Source organism: Nocardiopsis terrae, from assembly GCF_014651695.1.
In the GTDB taxonomy this organism is placed as follows: Bacteria; Actinomycetota; Actinomycetes; order Streptosporangiales; family Streptosporangiaceae; genus Nocardiopsis; species Nocardiopsis terrae.
Map to the genome: position 1 here is coordinate 181,106 of NZ_BMXJ01000009.1, position 17,935 is coordinate 199,040.

Sequence of the window (17,935 nt, forward strand, 5' to 3'; positions counted from 1 at the left end):
CCTATCCGCGACTCTGAGAAGAAAATGTCGCTGGACACCAAAGCCCTGACGAAGAGGACCTCCCTTTTCCTCCCCGAGGGCATGCCGATGGACGAATGGCGCTACCTCGGTCAGCAGATCTTCGTCATCTCCGACTCCTCCGGATGGTGGTTGGGCGACTGGCTGGTGTACGGCCAGAGCCAGTACCCGGACCGGTACAAGATGGCGATCTCCGAGACCTCGCTCGGCTACCAGACCCTGCGCAACTACGCGTGGGTCGCACGACAGTTCTCCGTGCCCCGCCGACGGACCGGCCTGAGCTTCCAGCACCACGCTGAGGTGGCCGGGCTACCGGAGGAGGCACAGGACATGTGGCTCGACCGCGCCGAGCGGTTCCGGTGGTCCCGAAACGAGTTGCGCAGGCGCATCCGCAGCAGCGCGAGCATCAAGCGCGCGATCAGGGGCGAGGTTCCGGCACGGGTCGAGGTACAACTGCGCGCGGCAACCGAACAGCGCAACCTCTGGGAGAAGGCTGCCCGCAGCGAGGACAAGAACCTCACCGAGTGGATCGTCGGCATCCTCGACAGGGCCGCGACGGCCCTCGAAGACAGCCCGGACCCGGACGATGGCTGACCGCGCGGCCCCCGCCTTCCCCCCACCCCCGCGACCAATCCCCTCACCTGGAGGTACAGCGCCATGACCATCGCCGTCTGGGGCTACACGGACGAATACGAAAGCGAACGCTCCGAGATCCTTCAGGCCGTGGACACGGTCTTTCGATCCGGCCGCCTGGTTCTCGGTGAGCAGGTCAGCGGTTTCGAGGACGCGTTCGCCGCGTACCACGGGCTCGCGCACGGCACCGGCGTGGGCAACGGCACCGACGCACTGGTCCTGGCCCTGCGGGCCCTGGGTGTCGGCCCCGGCGACGAGGTGGTGACGGTGGCCAACACCGCCGCGCCCACAGTCGTGGCCATCGACTCGGTCGGGGCCGTCCCGGTGTTCGTGGACGTCCATCCGGACACCTACCTGATGGACGTGTCCGCGGTGGCCGACGCCGTCACCGAGCGCACCCGCTGCCTCCTGCCGGTGCACCTGTACGGACAGTGCGTCGACATGGAACCGCTGATGGCGGTCGCGGAGGAGCACGGTCTGCCCGTCCTGGAGGACTGCGCCCAGGCCCACGGTGCGCGGCGGCACGGCGTGGTGGCGGGAGCCCGCGGCAACGCCGCGGCCTTCTCCTTCTACCCGACCAAGGTCCTGGGCGCCTACGGCGATGCCGGGGCGGTGATCACGGGCTCCGACGATGTGCAGGCCGCCCTGCGCAGGCTGCGCTACTACGGGATGGAGCAGAGGTACTACGTCGTCTCGACTCCGGGCTACAACACCCGGCTCGACGAGGTGCAGGCCGCCATCCTGCGACGCAAGCTCGACAGGCTCGACGGGTACATCGCGCGCCGACGGGAGATCGCCGCCCGGTACGCCGAGGGGTTCGCCGGCACCGACCTGGTCCTGCCCGCCGTCGCCCCCGGCAACGACCACGTGTACTACCTCTACGTCGTGCGCCATCCGCAGCGGGACCGGATCATCAAGGAGCTCCACTCGTACGGCATCGAGCTCAACATCAGCTACCCCTGGCCCGTGCACACCATGGCGGGCTTCGAGCACCTGGGCTACGCCCCGGGCAGTCTCCCCGTGACGGAGGAGACGGCCGGGCAGATCTTCTCCCTGCCCATGTACCCCTCGCTGCCACGGGAGTCGCAGGACCGGGTGATCGAGGCCCTGCGCACCGTCATGGCGGAGCTGTGAACCCCGAGGAGCCGGCCTCCCCCACGGCCCGACACCGAACCCACGGAGGAACCAGATGACGCTCGACGCGGCCCTCGGCGCCGTCGCGGACCCGCTCACCCGCTCGGCCCTGGCACCGGCCTCCGACCACGACGCGGCCTTCGACGGGTGGTGGCGCGGCCGCGTCCTCGCCGGCGGGTTCCGCGTGGTCCCCGTACCCTTCGCCGAGCTGTCGCGGTGGGGCTTCGACCCCGTCTCGGGCGACCTCGGACACGACACCGGGGGGTTCTTCACCGTCCGAGGGCTGCGTGTCACACGCGGGGAGCACGGCGTCCACCACCAGCCCGTCATCGACCAGCCCGAGATCGGCGTCCTGGGCATCCTGGTGAAGGAGTTCGACGGCGTCCCCCACTGCCTGATGCAGGCCAAGATGGAGCCGGGCAACGCCAACACCCTCCAGCTGTCCCCCACCGTCCAGGCCACCAGGAGCAACTACACCCGGCTGCACGAGGGGGCCGGGGTCCGGTATCTGGAGTACTTCAACGGAACCGTCCCGACCCGGGTCCTGTCCGACTCCCTGCAGTCGGAGCAGGGCGCGTGGTTCCTCGGCAAGTTCAACCGGAACATGGTCGTCATGACCGACGCCGAGGTCCCCGAGCACCCGGACTACCACTGGCTCACCCTGCGGCGGCTGCACTCCCTCCTGGCCACCGACAACCTGGTGAACATGGACTCGCGCACGGTGCTCGGGTGCATGGACCTCGCCCTCGGGTCCGGAGACGGCGAGGAGGCCACACCGTTTCGCGGCGCCCTGGCTCGCTCCTACCGGCCGCCGGCCGGACCGGCCTCCCCTCCGGCCGCACGGCACACCCTGACCGAGGTCACGAGCTGGCTGGCCGACGCGCGCACGCGGTGCGGCTGGCGATCCAGGACCGTCCCTCTCCGAGAGGTCCCGAACTGGCACCGGGGCGCGGACGAACTGGCCGACGGGTCCGGCCGCGACTTCCGCGTCATCGGGGTGCGGGTCGAGGCGGGCAACCGCGAGGTCACCAGCTGGCACCAGCCCCTGCTGGCCCCGCGCGGGGAAGGGATCGCGGTCTTCCTGGTCCGCCGTCTGAGGGGGGTGGCGCACGTGCTCGTCCAGGCCCGACCCGAACCGGGCCTACGCGACTTCGTGGAGATGGCACCCTCCTACCAGCGTCCAGGCGGGATCAACGCCGCTGTCCCCGGGGAGCCGACCGCCGTCCGCACCGAGGCTCTCAGCACGGACCCCTCCCGCGTGCACTTCGACACGCTCCTGTCCGAGGAGGGCGGGCGCTTCCACCACGCGCAGACCCGCTACCGCGTGGTCGAGGCCTCGGACGCCCTGCCCGAGGACCCCGGGCCGGCGTTTCGATGGCTCGCCGTGCACCAGCTCATGGACCTGGTGCGGCACGGCCACTATCTCAACGTCGAGGCCCGCAGCCTCCTCGCGTGTCTGCACGGACTCCTCTAGGGAACCACTGAAACCAACGAAAGCAGGGCCACGGTGCGAAGCCGCCCCCTCGCCGTCCACGGCGCCCACCTGTTCACCCCCGACGTGTTCCCGGACCACCGGGGACTGTTCACCGCGCCCCACCAGAGAGAGCACTTCGAGGCCGCCACCGGCCACCGGCCGCCCCCCGTCGAGCAGCTGGCCTACAGCCACTCCCGGCGGGGGGTCGTCCGGGGCGTGCACTTCACTCGGACACCGCCGGGGATCGCCACCCTGGCCCACTGCCCGACGGGCACCGCCTTGGACCTGGTGGTCGACCTGCGGCTGGGATCGCCGACCTTCGGCCGGTTCGACACCGTCGTCCTCAGCCCCGACGACCGCTCCAGCGTCTACCTTCCGGTCGGGGTCGGACACGCCTTCGTCGCCTTGGAGGAGGACACCGTCATGTCCTACCTCCTCTCCGGCGGGTACTCCCCCGCCGACGAGAAGGCCGTCGACGTGTTCGACCCGGAACTGGGCCTCCCCCTTCCCGAGGGGATCACCCCGGTGGCGTCCGCCCGGGACCGGGACGCACCCTCCCTCGCCGAGTGCCGTGAGGCCGGGATCCTCCCCGACTACGCGGAGTGCCTCCGGGTCGAGCACGAACTGGTCGGCCCGCCGCCGGAACTCCCCGTCTCCCCTGCCCGGGGCGGGGAGTGACCTCCCCGCGCACGGTCGCGGTCCTCGGGGCGTCCGGGCTGATCGGTTCGGCCGTGGCCGACCTGCTCTCCCGGCGCCCCGTCGACCTGCGGCTGGTCGCGCGCCGAGCGGTCACTCCCCCCGCCGACGGGCCGGCACGGGTCCAGGTCCTCAGCGGGGACCTGACCGATCCCCGCTTCGCAGCCACAGCCGTGCAAGGCGCGGACGTCATCGTCCACCTGGTGTGCCACCGGGTGCCGGGCGCCAGCTGGAGGGTGGCAGAGGGCGACGCCCGCGCGGAGTCGGTGAACGTGGGAACGGTCCGTGCCGTCGTCGAAGCGCTGGGGCGGTCGGGTACCCGACCGCCCCCGGTCTGCGTCTTCGCCGGTTCGACCTCCCAGGCCGGAGCGGTTGCGGGCCGACCGCTCGACGGAACCGAGCCCGACCGGCCCACCTCCACCTACGACCGGCAGAAGCTCACCGCCGAACGGCTGTTGAAGGACGCCACCGCGCGGGGCAAGGTCCGGGCGGTCTCACTCAGGCTGTCCACGGTCTTCGGCCCCGCCTCCTCGCCGACGGCGCACGACCACGGCCTGGTCTCGACGATGGCGCGCAGGGCCCTGGCCGGTTCCGCTCTCACCCTGTGGGGCAGCGGCCTCGTCGAACGGGACCTGTTGTACACGGACGACGCCGCCCACGCCTTCGCGGCGGCGATCGACCACGCCGACGGCCTCGCGGGCGGTCACCACCCGGTCGGGGCCGGGAGCCCGGTCCGACTCAGCGACCTCTTCGGGAGGATCTCCCGGGCGGTCGCGGCGGCCACCGGCCAGCCGCCCGTGCCCGTCGTGCGGGAGGAGCCGCCCGGTCACACGGCCCCCACCGACGCCGTCGGCGTCCGGATCGACCCCTCGCCCTTCGCCGCGGCCACGGGCTGGAGCCCTCGGGTGGGCTTGGACGAGGGGTTGCGCCGCACGGTCGACCGCCTGATCCGTGCTTCCCAGGCGTGATCCGTGCTCAGCCGACCGTGCTGTCGGAACGGTCCCCGCCCCGGTTCCCGTCCGTCTCCGGCGTGCTCTCACCGGAGCCCGCCGCGGGAGCGGGGCCGAGCAGGATCCGACCGATCAGGTAGACCATGAACACACCGGCGGCGAGCATCACCAGGCTGCCGGGGACCTGCCAGGCACCGGGCAGGTACAGGGGCAGGTGCCAGCCGGGCTGACCGGCTCCGCCCAGGGACCGAAAGAGCGACGCGGCGCCCTGGTAGATCGGCAGCCAGAACGTGCAGCCGAGCACTGCCAGCACGGCGCCGCGTCCTGACGACATGGACTCGACATTGCGCTCGATCCTGGTGACGAACGCCCATTCGGCCTCGGGCTTGTCCTCCTGCTCGTCCTCGGACTCCTCCTCGCCGTCGGCTCCGGCCGACGCACCCCAGCGCAGGGTGCCGAGCAGTTCCGGGCCCCGCTTCTCCAGCCGCCGGTAGGCGACCCGGCCCAGGCCCCAGCCGAGCAGGAGCCCCCACAGGACGCCCACGGCCGTCCCCGACCACATCAGGGCCGGGATCTCCAGGAAGTAGCCGGCAGCGGTGACGATCGTGGGGGGCACAGCCGTCACGATCATCAGGGGGAACATGACGTTGAACTGGGCCACGACGTCGCCCGAGTCCAGGGGGTTGCCCCCGTGCCGGTGCGGTTCGGGACCGGGGGCCGGCCAGGCGACGGCGAACAGGACGATGAGCCCGGCCCCACCGCCGACGAGCGCCGGAAGCGCCGCGGACACCCACGGCAGCGCCCAGGACTGACCGGTCAGGACCATCCCGCCGAGAGAGACCAGTACCGCCGGCGGGACAAAGACCACGAGCCAGGCGATCTGGCGGCCGCGGACGTCACTGCGCTCGGCGCCGGGGGTGAGCAGCGTCTGCCAGAGCGCGCTGCCGTCCAGAGCGTAGATGTTCAGCGACATCAGGGCGGCCAGAGCGATCGTGATGAGGCCGGACAGCGGAATCATGAACGTCAGTCCGACGAGCAGGCCCAGCGCGCAGATGAGGACCCCGGTCCACAGCGCGATGCGCAGTTCCAGCGCGCGCCGGGGGTCGGACCCCCAGGTCCGCAGTTCGCGGCCCACGACCGCGCCCAGCGGAGTGGAGGGAAGCGCCCCGACGATCAGGCCGCTGACACGGCGGCCGCCCCGGGAGGGGCGGGTCGTCGGTCTGGTGACGCGCTGGTGGATGAGCGCACTCCACCCCAGCAACAGAAGGACGTTGACCACGGCGAGTCCGGCGACGGCGCCGAGTGCCACCGCCCACCCGCCCTGCCCGGCCGCCTGGACGGCGGCCGCACCCCATCCGGAGGGAAGGGCGAGGACGAGCGTGCCGTAGGGAGCGGGCAGGCCCTGTGCCCAGATCTGCCCCAGGACGTCGCCGTGCTGGGAGGCCGCCTGGTAGAGCATGTACACGGAAAAGCCCGTGGCCAGGACCGCTGCGTACTGGACGGCCGTGATCTCGACGCCGATCCGGGTCCGCAGCGCCGCCCCGGTCAGGGCCATGACGAGGCGGGACGCCAGGACGGCGAAGACGACCTGGAGGGGCACCGCGATCAGTGCCACCAGAGCCGCGAGGAACCCGAAGCGGATGCCGAGCGTGAGCAGCGACAGGAACGCCGCGAGCGTGACGGGGACCGTCACACCGACGAACGAGGCGGCAAGCAGGCCCACGGCGACGGTCCGCGGCTGTATGGGCTCCAGGGCGAAGTACTCGGGCTTGAGGGACTCGTCGCCGCCGCCCGCACCCGAGGGGCCCACGATCCAGCCCAGCACCCACACGCCGACGACCGCGGCGAGCAGGGAGGGGGCCACCTCGATCGGGGCGAAGACCGAGATCGCGATCGTGGCCAGCGCCAGGGCGAGTCCGATAACCCCGCCCAGGGTCCGCCGGTTGCTCGACCCGTGGCGGAGCACCGACAGCTTCATCTGCACCATCACGCCAACCATGCGAACCCCCGCACCGGTTCCGGGGCGCCGACCAGGTCGACGAACGCCTCTTCCAGGCCCGCATGTCCGCCCCGTACCCCGTCGATCGGCCCGGAGGCCAGGACCTTCCCCTGGGCGATCACCCCGACGTGGTCGCAGATCTGCTCGACGAGCGCCATGACGTGGCTGGAGACGATCACCGAGCCCCCCGCGCCAGTGAACGAGCGCAGAATCCCCTTGATGGTGCTCGCGGAGATCGGGTCGACCGCCTCGAAGGGCTCGTCCAGTACCAGGAGCCGCGGGGCGTGCAGCAGCGCGCCCGCCAGGCCGATCTTCTTCCGCATGCCGGCGGAGTACTCGATGACCAGGGTGTCTTCGGCCTCCCCGAATCCCAGTTCCCGCAGGAGGTCCTCGACCCGCCTGTTCAGCTCCTCCCGGGGGATCCCCCGCAGGCGCCCCAGATACGTGAGCAGTTCGCGCCCGGTGAGCCTCTCGGGCAGCGCCATCCCGTCCGGGAGGACACCGATCATCGACTTGGCCTTCAGCGGATCGGCCCACACGTCGGTGCCGAACACCCGCGCACCACCGCCGTCGGGGCGCAAAAGGCCGACCGCCATGGTGAGAGACGTCGTCTTGCCCGCGCCGTTGGGTCCGACGAGCCCGTAGAAGGAACCACTGGGAACCGAGAGACTTACCTGGTCAACGGCCTGTTTATCACCGAACCTCTTACTGAGATCGTACAGCTCGAAGGCCGGATTTTCTTTTTCCACATCCACCTCGCAAAGAAAACAGTCGTGATCATTTCACTATAATGGTTTCTTCCGCGGCGTGGAGAGACGTACGCGACAGGCCTCGGACGCCTCCGGATCTGAGTCGTATCAGTAGGACCGTAACCAGGTTTTCGGTGTTACACGTACCCCATTCGGAGAGGCGGACCGCCGCCGCGCAACAGTCTGTCCGCTCCCGCGGCGTCGGGAGTACACTCCGCCTTCAGCGGGCGCACCCCTCCCCTCACCGCGTGAAAATCGCGGTGGGCGTCTTCGATTCGAAGGGATCCTTGCGGGCCCCCGGAATATCGACTTATGCGCACCGCACGCCCTATCAGCCCGATAACCAACCGGGAGCAGCTATGAGCACACCTTCGATCCCCCCCTTCACCGTCATTTCGGGGTCCACCGTCCACCAGGTTCTCGCTGGACGGGAGCGGGAACTGATCGACCTCGTCGAACAGGCCTACCTGCTGCACGGATCGGGTGGGACGACCAACCCCCCCTCGTACTTTCTGCGGTTTCCGGATAAACCGTCCGCGCGGATCATCGCCCTTCCCGCTTCCGTCAGAGGGGACATCGGGGTCGACGGCCTCAAATGGGTCTCCAGTTATCCGGACAATCTCGACCTCGGCATCCCCCGGGCGTCCGCGGTGCTGCTCCTGAACGACGCACGGACCGGCTACCCGTACGCGTGCCTCGAGGGCTCGATCATCAGCGCGGTCCGCACGGCCGCCTCGGCCGCCGTGGCCGTACGGCACCTGTCGGCCGGGGAGGGCCGCCCCGCCGACGTGGGCTTCGTCGGCACCGGCCTCATCGCGCGCTACCTCCACCAGTACCTCGGTGCCCTCGGCGCCTTCCCCGGCAGGGTCGGCGTCCACGACCTTTCCGACGTCTACGCACGCGGCTTCGCGGAGCACGTGGAGCAGGTCTCCCCGGACAGCGAGGTGCGGGTCCACGACTCAGCCCAGGACCTGGTCTCCTCGTACGACACCGTCGTGTTCGCCACCACCGCCGCCAGCCCGCACGTCACCGATCCGTCGTGGTTCTCCCACAACCCCCTCGTCCTGCACGTCTCGCTCCGGGACCTGGCCCCCTCGGTCATCCTGAGCAGCACCAACGTCGTCGACGACGTCGAGCACGTCCTCAAGGCGGACACGTCGGTCCACATCGCCGAGCAGCAGACCGGCCGGCGTGACTTCCTCGACGCCACGCTCCACGACGCGATCACCGGAGGGTTCAAGCCCGGGACCGACCGCCCCGTGGTCTTCTCCCCGTTCGGACTCGGTGTGCTCGACCTCATGGTCGGAGACTTCGTCCACCAGGCGGCGATGAAAGGCGGGGGAGAGGTCACGACGGTGGACGACTTCTTCTTCGACACGGACAGACACCGGAGCCCGGGCCGGGCATGAGCGGCTACCGGATCGCGGCCGTGTCCCCCGGAACTCCCGAAGCGGCGGCGGGCGCGGCGGCGCTCCCGCCGCCGTGGAGGGCCACACGCCTCTCCAGCTCCTCGACCAGCCCGTTCGGCGTCGGCTGGTCGAGGACCTCCTGGCGGAGCCGTCCCGCGTTCCGGGCGAACCCCGGCTCGGAGAGCAGCCGGCGCACACCGTCCCGGACCAGCGGGCCGGTCGTCTCGGCGGTCGGTATCCGCAGGCCGGCCCCCTGCTCGTCGATGAGGCGCGCCTTGGCCGGGGCGTCGAACTGCTGCGCCAGGACCAGCTGCGGGACCCCCTCGATCAGCGCCGTGTTCGTGGAGCCGAATCCGCCGTGGTGGACGACGGCGTCGCAGTGGGGGAGCAGGGCGTGCAGGGGCACGAAGCTTTCCACGCGTACGTTGTCGGGCAGTGTTCCGAGGGCGTCCTGTTCCTTTTCCGCCACGGTCGCCACGATCTCGGCGTCCAGTTCCGCGAGCGACTCCACCAGCTCACCCGCCGACACCGAGTAGCCGTAGGCGCGGCCCATCGCGCTCACTCCGAGGGTGAGGCAGACGCGGGGGCGCTCTGGCGGTGCCCACAGCCACGGCGGGGTGACCGACCGCCCGTTGTAGGGGACGTAGCGCATGGACAGGTAGTCGGGGCCCTCGACGTCCAGGCGCAGGGAGGGCGGGAGCTGGTCGATGGTGAAGTGGCCGTGGGTCATGGTCTCGTCGAAGGCGACGCCGTGGCGTTCGGCGACCCGGCTGAGCCAGTCGGCCAGGGCATCGGGCCCGGCCTCCTCCGGGCGCTCCGCGGCCAGCCGCAGGTAGTGGCCGCGGAGCCGCGCGAAGTAGTCGACGCCCCAGAGCATCCGGGCGTGCAGGGCCCCCACCGTCTCGGCGGCCACCGCGCCGGCGAACGTCCTCGGCTCCCACATCACCAGGTCGGGCCGCCACGCCCGGGAGAAGGCGACCAGGTCCTCGATGATCGCCTCGTTCACCGGACGGAACATCCACGGCACCATCGTGTCGTACCCCGCCTGGAGGTGCCCCAGGGTGAGTTCCCCGACCGGCGCGTCCCCCTTGTCAAAGGGCGGGAACTGGTCCTCCCGCACATCGTCGCGCAGCCGGGGGCGCCGGTTCACCAGCTTCCACAGGACGTGGTCCCTGCCCACCGGGACGGCGCTCAGCCCCGACCAGGTGACGTGGTCCACCAGATCCGGCTGACAGGCCACACGGACCTCGTGCCCGGCCGTCCGCAGGGCCCACGCCAGCGGCACCATCGACTCGAACATGCTGCGCTCGCCCAGCACGGTGAACAGAACTCTCATGTCCTACTCCTCGGGTTCGCTCACGTGAGCTCGTCCAGCACATGGCGCAAGCGCTCGGCCACCACGCGGACGTCGGCGTCGGACAGCCCCGGGTGCAGGGGGAGGCACAGGGTGGCGGCGGCCGCCTGGTCCGAACCCGGGAACGCGCCCTCGGACCCGTACAGCGGCACACGGTGCAGTGGCGCGTACCGAAAGGTCGTGTACACACCCTCGTCGAGCAGCCGACGTGCGACCTCGTCGCGGATTCCGCCGGGCATCTGGACCCAGAAGAAGTAGTGGGTCGAGGTGTGGCCCGGGGGAAGCGCGGGCGGCAGGGTCAGTCCGTGCACGCCCTCCAGCTCGCTCGCGTACAGTTCGACGATACGGCGCCGCCGGCCGACCATCTCCGGCAGGCGCCGCAGCTGGACGGACCCGATCGCGGCCGTCAGGTCATTGCCGATGTCCCGGCGGCCGACCTCCGCCACCTGGGGATCCCACCACCGCTGGGCCGTCTTGGCGTGCCCGAACCCGCTCGGCTGGGCCAACCCGTGGTAGGCGAGGCGACGGATCCGCTCGGCCCGCCTGGTGTCACGCGAGTAGAGCATCCCGCCGTCACCGGTCACCAGGACCTTCATCGCGTCGAAGCTCCACATCGACATGTCACCGAACGAGCCGACCCGGCGGCCGTCCACAGAGGAGGAGACCGAGCAGGCCGCGTCCTCGACGAGGGTGATCCCCCGCCTCGCGCACAGGTCCGCGATCCCCGCGATCCACCCCGGGTAGCCGCCGTAGTGCAGGACGATGACCGCGCGGGTCCGGTCCGTGCACACCTTCTCGACGTCCTCGGGGGTGGGGTTCAGGGTGCGCGGGTCGCTGTCGCAGAAGACCGGCCGGGCACCGCTGGCCATGACCGCGTTGGCGGCCGCCACGAAGCTCATCGTGGGCAGGACGACCTCGTCGCCCTCGGAGAGGTCCAGGGCCTCCAGAGCGAGGAAGAGCCCCGCCGTCCCGGAGTTGAGGAACACCATGCCGGCCGGGTCGACGCCGACGTGGGCGGCGAACTCGGCCTCGAACTCCCTGGTCCGCGGTCCGAGGCCGATCCAGCGGTCGGCGAAGACCTTGGCGACTTCGGCGAGCTCCTCCTCGCCGACCTGGGGCTGGAAGAGGTGGATCATCGCTCCTCCCGCCGCACTCCGGCGAACAGGCCCCGCCCGTTCGGCTCACCCGGCAGGTACCGCATCGCCAGGCCCGCGCGGTCGAAGGCGGCCTCGTACTCGTCCCGGGTGTACAGGCGCAGGGACTCGTGCTCGGTGAACTCGCGGATGCCCCCGTGGTCGGCGATGGTGAAGCGCACGTCCATCTCGGTGCGGTCCCCGACGCGCCGCGACAGCGACAGCCGGCTGATCACCCGGTCGGCCTCCCGGCAGACGTCCCCAGCCACGTGGTGGTCCACGGCGTTCTCCCGGAACCACCACGGTTCGATGACGACGACCCCGCCGGGGGCCAGGTGGGCGACCATGTTCGACAGGACTTGGTCCAGCTCGTCGGCGGACCGCGTGTACCCGATGACGAAGCACATGCAGGTCACCGCGTCGTAGGTGCGCCCGAGCCGGAAGTCCCGCATGTCACCGCGGTGCACGACCGATCCGAGCACCTTGTCGAGAGCGCGCCGCCGCATCGGCTCGGACAGCTCCAGCCCTTCGACGTCGTCGAAGTGCTCGCGCAGACCGAGCATGTGCGTTCCGGTGCCGCAGGCGACGTCCAGTACCGATGAGGCGCCCGGCCGACGCTCACGCACGGCCTCGGCGATGAGATCGGCCTCCGACGCGCGCCCCCGGCCGCGCGCGTACTGGACCGCATCGTAGACGCCGGCGTAGTCGTCGCTGTACTCCGAGCCCGGCTTCCGTTCCGTGACGGTCATCGTTCTTCCTCTCTGCCCGTTGTTCAGGAGTGGTTCTTGACGAACTCGGTCACCGAGGAGACGACGAAGTCGAGCATGTCGTCCGTCAGCCCGGGATAGACCCCGACCCAGAAGCTCTGCTGGGTGATGATGTCGCTGTTGGTCAGATCCTCGGCCACGCGGTAGCGCTGGTCGCTGTAGGCCGGCTGGCGGGTCAGATTACCCGCGAACAGCAGGCGCGTACCGATCTTGCGCTCCTCCAGGAAGCGCACCAGCTCCCGGCGGCCGAAGGGTGCCTCGGTGTCCACGGTGATGACGAACCCGAACCAGCTCGGGTCGCTGCGTGGTGTCGCCTCGGGCAGGATCACGTGGGGCAGCCCGTCGAGTCCTTCCCTGAGCCGGCGCCAGGAGCGCCGCCGTGCGGCGTTGAAGTCGTCGACCCTGGCCAGCTGCGACAGGCCCAGCGCGGCCTGGAGGTCGGTCGCCTTCAGGTTGTAGCCGACGTGGGAGAAGATGTACTTGTGGTCGTAGCCGTCCGGCAGGTTCCCCATCTGGTACTGGAACCTCTTGAGGCAGCGGTTGTTCTCCCCCGGTTCGCACCAGCAGTCCCGGCCCCAGTCTCGGAGGGACTCCACGATGCGGGCCAGGCGGAGGTCCGAGGTGAGGACGCATCCGCCCTCGCCCATCGTCAGGTGGTGCGCGGGATAGAAGCTGACAGTGCTCAGATCGCCGAACGTCCCGGTGAGCCGCCCGTCGTAGGTGGATCCGACCGCGTCGCAGTTGTCCTCCACGAAGTACAGCCCGTGCTCCCTGGCCAGCTCCGCGATCTCGGTCGACTCGCAGGGGTTGCCGAGGGTGTGTGCCAGGACGATGGCCCGCGTCTTGGGCCCGATCGCCCGCGCCACCCGGTCCGCCGTCGTGTTGTACGTCCGCAGTTCGACGTCGACGAAGACCGGGACGAGTCCGTTCTGGATGATCGGGTTGAGGGTGGTGGGAAAGCCCGCGGCGACCGTGACCACCTCATCGCCGGGGTGCAGCCGGTCCTCCAGCAGGGGAGAGGTCAGGGCGGTCACCGAGAGCAGGTTGGCCGAGGACCCGGAGTTGGTCAGGTGGGCTTTGCGGGCTCCGAACCACCGGGCGAACCGCGACTCGAACCGGCGCGAGAGGGATCCCGCGGCGATGCGCATGTCCAGGGCCGCCTCGACAAGCGCTGCCCGGTCGTCCCCGTCGAGGACCGCGCCGGAGGGCCAGATCTCCGTCTCTCCGGGAACGAACGGCGCCTCGTCGCGCTGTTCGTGGTGGTACCTCCGCACCTGGTCCAGTATCAGGTCTTTGCGCTCACTCACGTTCGCACCTGCCTCTGTAGTCGTAAGACCCCCCGGGCCCCGGCCCGTGGGCCCGGCCCCTGCGCCGGGCCCACGGGATGTGTCGGGTTCGCCGAGCGCTCATGCCTGTGCCGTGCCGGTGCGGGCGACGAAGCCGTCCAGTACTCGGCGGTAGTAGTTGGGGCCGAAGCCCATGGTGCGGACCTCGGGAACCAGGTCCCGAAGCTTGTCGATGCTCACGACATGGTGTGATCCTCCGTTCCGGTACTCCCGGCTCGCGGTCAGTCCCAGGCGGCGCTGGAGATGGTCGACGATCCTCTCGACCGGGACCGAGACGCCGGACGCAACGTTGACGGTCTCCTTCGACAGGTCCATTTCCAGCAGCCGGTCGATAATGACCACCACGTCGGCGACGTCGATAAGGTCCCGCGTCGCGCCGCGCTGGATGTGGACCGTCCCCTCGCGCAGCTGGGCGACAAGTGTCGGCAGCAGCTGGTGCGACGGCTGGCCCGGCCCCACCAGGTGGCCGAGACGAAGGATGAGGTGGTCGACGCCCGAGCCGCGCAGCAGCTCCTCCAGGGACCATTTGTGCTCCCCGTAGGGGGTGCCCGGCACGACGGGCGCGTCTTCCCGCCCGGGCCCCTCGGCCAGCCCGTACATGCCCGTCGCCGCAGTGGAGAAGAACACCAGTCGCCGGCCGTCGTCCGAGCACCTGTCGGCGATCGCGCTAACCAGCCGTGCCTCCCGGTCGTACTCCGCCTGGGACGCACCGCTCGCCCAGGAGACTCCCGCCGCCACCACGACCATGCCGGGGTGGCGGCGAGTGATCGGCCGCAGGCTCCTGGCCAGAAAACCATTTCCCACTATTTCCATCAATGAACCCCGATGGTGAACGGTTCCAGGAACTTCGTTTGCCGTTTCGTCCGCCGTCGACGGCACGGGACCTACTCGGTGGCGGCCGGCGCGGTATCCACCCCGATACCGGAGAAGAAGTCCGCGAACTGCTCCAGGCCCTCACCCTGGAACCGGCTCATCTCCTCGAGGACGGCGACGTCGTAGTGCTCCTCCAGGGCCAGGAGCAGCTGCACGATGCCGAACGAGTCGAGGTCGGTCATCCTCAGCGTGATGGAGATGTCGTCGCGGTCGGGGTAGATCTCCCCGAGAAACTCGACGATGCGCGTTCTGACGTCGTCCTTGTCGAACACTGCTTTCCTCCTCTTTCGGTAGTGAAAATCTCAGTGCCAGCGCGATGGGACGCGCTTCTTCATCGGCTCCCACCAGCCCCGGTTCTCCGAGTACCAGCGGACCGTGTCGGCCAGCCCGTCCTCGAACCGGACACGCGGTCGGTGCCCGAGCTCCTCGGTGACACGGGTGCAGTCGAGGGAGTAGCGCCGGTCGTGGCCCTTGCGGTCTTCGACGTAGCGCACCCGAGACCGGTCGTGGCCGGTCAGGGAGAGCAGAAGGTCGACGATCTCGTGGTTGCCGAGCTCGTCGACGCCTCCGATGTTGTAGGCCTCGCCGGCACGGCCCTTCTCCCCGACCAGCGCCACCCCGGCGCAGTGGTCGTCGACGTGGATCCAGTTCCGGATGTTGCGGCCGTCGCCGTAGAGCGTGACGTCCCCTCCGTCCATGAGGTTGGTGACCGAGAGCGGGATGAGCTTCTCGGGGAACTGGTAGGGGCCGTAGGTGTTGGCCGCCCTGGACACGCTCACGTCCAGGCCGTGCGTCACGAAGAACGACCGGCAGAGCAGCTCCGCCGACGCTTTGGACGCCGAGTAGGGCGAATTGGGCAGGAGCTGGTCGTCCTCGGCGCTGGAGCCCTCAGGCACCGACCCGTACACCTCATCGGTCGAGACGTGGACGAACCGCCGGACGCCCAGGGCCAGGGCGGCGTCCAGCAGCGTGTACGTGCCGGTGACGTTGGTCTCCACGAAGTCGAGCCCGCTGTCGATCGACCTGTCGACGTGCGACTCGGCCGCGAAGTGGAAGACCGTGTCCGCCCCGGACATCGCACGCCGGACCACCGCCTCGTCACGGATGTCGCCCTGCACGAACGTGAACCCGGGGTGGTCAGCAACGCCCGACAGGTTGTCGATGTTGCCCGCGTACGTGAGCTTGTCCAGAACCACGACCTCGCTCTCCGCGAACGCCGGATAGGCACCAGAGATCATTTTCCGTACGAAATTAGATCCGATGAAACCGGCGCCACCGGTCACCAGGACTCTCATGGGAGCTCTCCCCTCAGCGCGTTCTAGTGGTTGGGACGAGCGATACTCATAACGTACTTCCCGTAGTCGGAGTTCCTCATCTCGTAACCCAGTTCATAGCATTCTTCGGCCGTGATGAGACCCATGGAGAACGCGATCTCCTCAAGGCACGAGATACGAATCCGCTGCCTGGATTCCAGCGCCCGGACATACTGGACGGCTTCGTTGAGCGACTCCGTCGTACCAGCGTCAAGCCATGAACACCCTCGGCCGAGGACGACGAGGTCGGCGTCCTTTTCCTCGAGGTAGATCCGGTTCACGTCGGTGATCTCGAGCTCGCCCCGACCTGAGGGGCGCACCCGTTTGGCAATGTCGACGACATCGGAGTCGTAGAAATAGAGGCCGGTCACGGCAATATCCGAGATCGGACGCTCCGGCTTCTCCTCCAGGGATACCAGTTTTCCGTTCCCGTCCGTTCCCGCGACGGCGAACCGCTCGGGGTCCTCCACCCGGTACCCGAAGAGCGTGCACCCCTTCTCGTTGTCGCGCGCGGCGGCCAGGGCGGCGGGCAGCCCGGGGCCGTGGAAGATGTTGTCCCCGAGGATCAGGACCGTCGGACTGCCCGCCACATGGTCCGCACCGACCAGGAAAGCGTCCGCGATGCCACGGGGTTCGGTCTGTTCCGCGTAGGAGAGCGAGATCCCCAGGTGCGAACCGTCCCCGAGCAGCGCGCGCATCGATGGCAGCGCGTCCGGAGTGGAGATCACCAGGATGTCGGTGATCCCCGCCTGCATGAGCACGGACAGCGGGTAGTAGATCATCGGCTTGTCATAAACCGGCAGCAACTGCTTCGACGTCGCCAGCGTGAGCGGGTGGAGCCGACTCCCCCCACCCCCGGCGAGAACTATCCCTTTCATGTGGTCACCCAACCGTCCTGAATTTCTTCAGGACATCAGTAGCGAACTTGGTGATTCCTTTTCCATGGAGCGGGACTGAAATATATCGACCATCGAGAAAACAGGGTGCAACAAAATACCGGATCCTCCGGTCAATGGTGAACACGACGTCCGCCCATGCGCCCACAGTGAAGCACACGAATCAATTTGATGCCCGGATCTGTCTCGCCAGCGGGACACGTGATCGACCCGGATCACCGGCACGGGATGCAGGCCAGAAGCAATGAGCACAACGTCCCACCGCGCCGGCGGGGCGTCAATTCACGCGGCGATCACACACCGGGAGAACGTCCGAGTTCCCCCGCGACGGGCAGGGTCCATTGACATCGTCCGCCGCATCGGCATGATCCGGTAGACGCACTTTCCCCACACCGAGGTCTGACGATGCGCATTCTTCTGTCCTGCTACGCGGAGAAAACCGGGTTCTTCAGCATGGCGCCGCTCGCGTGGGCGCTGCGCACCGCCGGCCACGAGGTCCGCGTCGCCAGCCAGCCCGAGCTCGTGGACGCCATCACCGAGGCGGGCCTGCCCGCGGTCTCGGTGGGCCGCGACCACAGCCTGTGGCGGGTCCTGGCGGCACAGGGACTGGCTCGCGGGAACCCGGTGGCCCCGCTCGACCAAGCTGCCCTTCCCGAGGAGGAGGTGTCCTGGGAGTACCTGCGCGACGGTTTCCGCCAGGTCGTCCCCTGGTGGTTCAGGCTCGTCAACGAGCCCATGGTCGACGACCTGGTCGACTTCTGCCGTGCGTGGCGGCCCGACCTCGTCCTGTGGGACCCCCGAACCTTCGCCGCCCCCGTGGCCGCCGAGGCCGTGGGCGCCGCCCACGCCCGCCTGACCTGGGGGATGGATTTCTACGGGCGGGCCAGGCGGATGTTCACCGACCGCCTGGGCCAGCTCCCCGAGCAGGACCGCGAGGACCCCCTCGCCGACTGGCTCAGCCGGGTCGCCGAACGCCACGGCGTCGCCTTCGACGAGACCATGACCCACGGCCACTTCACCATCGACCAGCTCCCCGACCCCCTGCGAATCCGGGCCCGGGGGCTGCACTACCTGTCCATGCGCCACATCCCCTACAACGGGCGGTCGGTCACCCCGCCGTGGCTGTGGGCACCGCCAGAGCGCCCCCGCGTCTGCCTCACCCTCGGAGTGAGCGCGATGGGCCGCGCCTAC

The 17,935-nt window shown here is 69.6% G+C and carries 17 protein-coding genes; 7 read left to right on the top strand and 10 right to left on the bottom strand.

What is annotated here, in order from left to right:
* Window positions 1–24: 24 nt before the first annotated feature.
* The 5 genes from IE195_RS24080 to IE195_RS24100 all read left to right on the top strand — a co-directional run bounded on the left by IE195_RS24080 (window position 25) and on the right by IE195_RS24100 (window position 4,923).
* Window positions 25–612 (top strand): LmbU family transcriptional regulator, encoded by a 588-nt coding sequence (locus tag IE195_RS24080; protein WP_191275587.1) that lies wholly within the window; start codon window positions 25–27, stop codon window positions 610–612.
* Between the two features lie 63 nt (window positions 613–675).
* On the top strand, window positions 676–1,785 hold the full coding sequence (locus IE195_RS24085) for a DegT/DnrJ/EryC1/StrS family aminotransferase (RefSeq protein ID WP_191275589.1): 1,110 nt from the start codon (window positions 676–678) through the stop codon (window positions 1,783–1,785).
* Between the two features lie 55 nt (window positions 1,786–1,840).
* Entirely contained in the window at window positions 1,841–3,259 is a 1,419-nt protein-coding gene (locus IE195_RS24090) for an NDP-hexose 2,3-dehydratase family protein (protein ID WP_191275592.1), read from the top strand.
* 33 nt (window positions 3,260–3,292) lie between these two features.
* Window positions 3,293–3,937 (top strand): dTDP-4-dehydrorhamnose 3,5-epimerase family protein, encoded by a 645-nt coding sequence (locus IE195_RS24095; protein ID WP_191275593.1) that lies wholly within the window; start codon window positions 3,293–3,295, stop codon window positions 3,935–3,937.
* The gene (locus IE195_RS24100) at window positions 3,934–4,923 is read left to right on the top strand and encodes an NAD-dependent epimerase/dehydratase family protein (protein ID WP_191275595.1); all 990 of its coding nucleotides are present in this window, start codon (window positions 3,934–3,936) and stop codon (window positions 4,921–4,923) included. Before IE195_RS24095 ends, IE195_RS24100 begins: the two co-directional genes overlap by 4 nt.
* 7 nt (window positions 4,924–4,930) lie before the next feature.
* Here IE195_RS24100 and IE195_RS24105 read toward each other — a convergent pair whose 3' ends face one another.
* Together IE195_RS24105 and IE195_RS24110 are read right to left on the bottom strand one after the other, a co-directional pair.
* Complete coding sequence (locus IE195_RS24105) at window positions 4,931–6,892, bottom strand: hypothetical protein (RefSeq protein WP_191275597.1); 1,962 nt, start codon at window positions 6,890–6,892, stop codon at window positions 4,931–4,933.
* A complete protein-coding gene (locus tag IE195_RS24110; RefSeq protein ID WP_191275599.1) occupies window positions 6,892–7,653 on the bottom strand; it encodes an ABC transporter ATP-binding protein in 762 nt (253 codons plus the stop codon). The genes IE195_RS24105 and IE195_RS24110 overlap by 1 nt, the downstream gene beginning before the upstream one ends.
* A gap of 359 nt (window positions 7,654–8,012) precedes the next feature.
* Here IE195_RS24110 and sbnB point away from each other — a divergent pair, with 359 nt between their 5' ends.
* Entirely contained in the window at window positions 8,013–9,062 is a 1,050-nt protein-coding gene (gene sbnB, locus IE195_RS24115) for a 2,3-diaminopropionate biosynthesis protein SbnB (RefSeq protein ID WP_191275601.1), read from the top strand.
* A 4-nt stretch (window positions 9,063–9,066) separates the two neighbouring features.
* Here sbnB and IE195_RS24120 read toward each other — a convergent pair whose 3' ends face one another.
* From IE195_RS24120 to rfbA, 8 genes are all read right to left on the bottom strand, one after another.
* The gene (locus IE195_RS24120; protein ID WP_191275603.1) at window positions 9,067–10,398 is read right to left on the bottom strand and encodes an activator-dependent family glycosyltransferase; all 1,332 of its coding nucleotides are present in this window, start codon (window positions 10,396–10,398) and stop codon (window positions 9,067–9,069) included.
* A gap of 20 nt (window positions 10,399–10,418) precedes the next feature.
* On the bottom strand, window positions 10,419–11,552 hold the full coding sequence (locus IE195_RS24125; RefSeq protein WP_191275605.1) for a DegT/DnrJ/EryC1/StrS family aminotransferase: 1,134 nt from the start codon (window positions 11,550–11,552) through the stop codon (window positions 10,419–10,421).
* The gene (locus IE195_RS24130; protein WP_191275607.1) at window positions 11,549–12,298 is read right to left on the bottom strand and encodes a class I SAM-dependent DNA methyltransferase; all 750 of its coding nucleotides are present in this window, start codon (window positions 12,296–12,298) and stop codon (window positions 11,549–11,551) included. Before IE195_RS24130 ends, IE195_RS24125 begins: the two co-directional genes overlap by 4 nt.
* 23 nt (window positions 12,299–12,321) lie before the next feature.
* The gene (rfbH, locus tag IE195_RS24135; protein WP_191275609.1) at window positions 12,322–13,623 is read right to left on the bottom strand and encodes a lipopolysaccharide biosynthesis protein RfbH; all 1,302 of its coding nucleotides are present in this window, start codon (window positions 13,621–13,623) and stop codon (window positions 12,322–12,324) included.
* A 99-nt stretch (window positions 13,624–13,722) separates the two neighbouring features.
* Window positions 13,723–14,466 carry an NAD-dependent epimerase/dehydratase family protein gene (locus tag IE195_RS24140; RefSeq protein ID WP_229826417.1) on the bottom strand — a complete coding sequence of 248 codons (744 nt, stop codon included), beginning with the start codon at window positions 14,464–14,466 and terminating at the stop codon, window positions 13,723–13,725.
* 80 nt (window positions 14,467–14,546) lie between these two features.
* The gene (locus tag IE195_RS24145; RefSeq protein WP_191275613.1) at window positions 14,547–14,807 is read right to left on the bottom strand and encodes a phosphopantetheine-binding protein; all 261 of its coding nucleotides are present in this window, start codon (window positions 14,805–14,807) and stop codon (window positions 14,547–14,549) included.
* A gap of 30 nt (window positions 14,808–14,837) precedes the next feature.
* Window positions 14,838–15,830: a dTDP-glucose 4,6-dehydratase gene (gene rfbB, locus IE195_RS24150; RefSeq protein ID WP_191275616.1), complete on the bottom strand. Its 993-nt coding sequence runs from the start codon at window positions 15,828–15,830 to the stop codon at window positions 14,838–14,840.
* A 23-nt stretch (window positions 15,831–15,853) separates the two neighbouring features.
* The gene (gene rfbA / locus IE195_RS24155) at window positions 15,854–16,726 is read right to left on the bottom strand and encodes a glucose-1-phosphate thymidylyltransferase RfbA (protein ID WP_191275715.1); all 873 of its coding nucleotides are present in this window, start codon (window positions 16,724–16,726) and stop codon (window positions 15,854–15,856) included.
* 423 nt (window positions 16,727–17,149) lie between these two features.
* Between rfbA and IE195_RS26365 the strand changes: the two genes are divergently transcribed.
* A partial coding sequence (locus IE195_RS26365; protein ID WP_229826419.1) for a glycosyltransferase family protein occupies window positions 17,150–17,935 on the top strand: 786 nt, incomplete at its 3' end.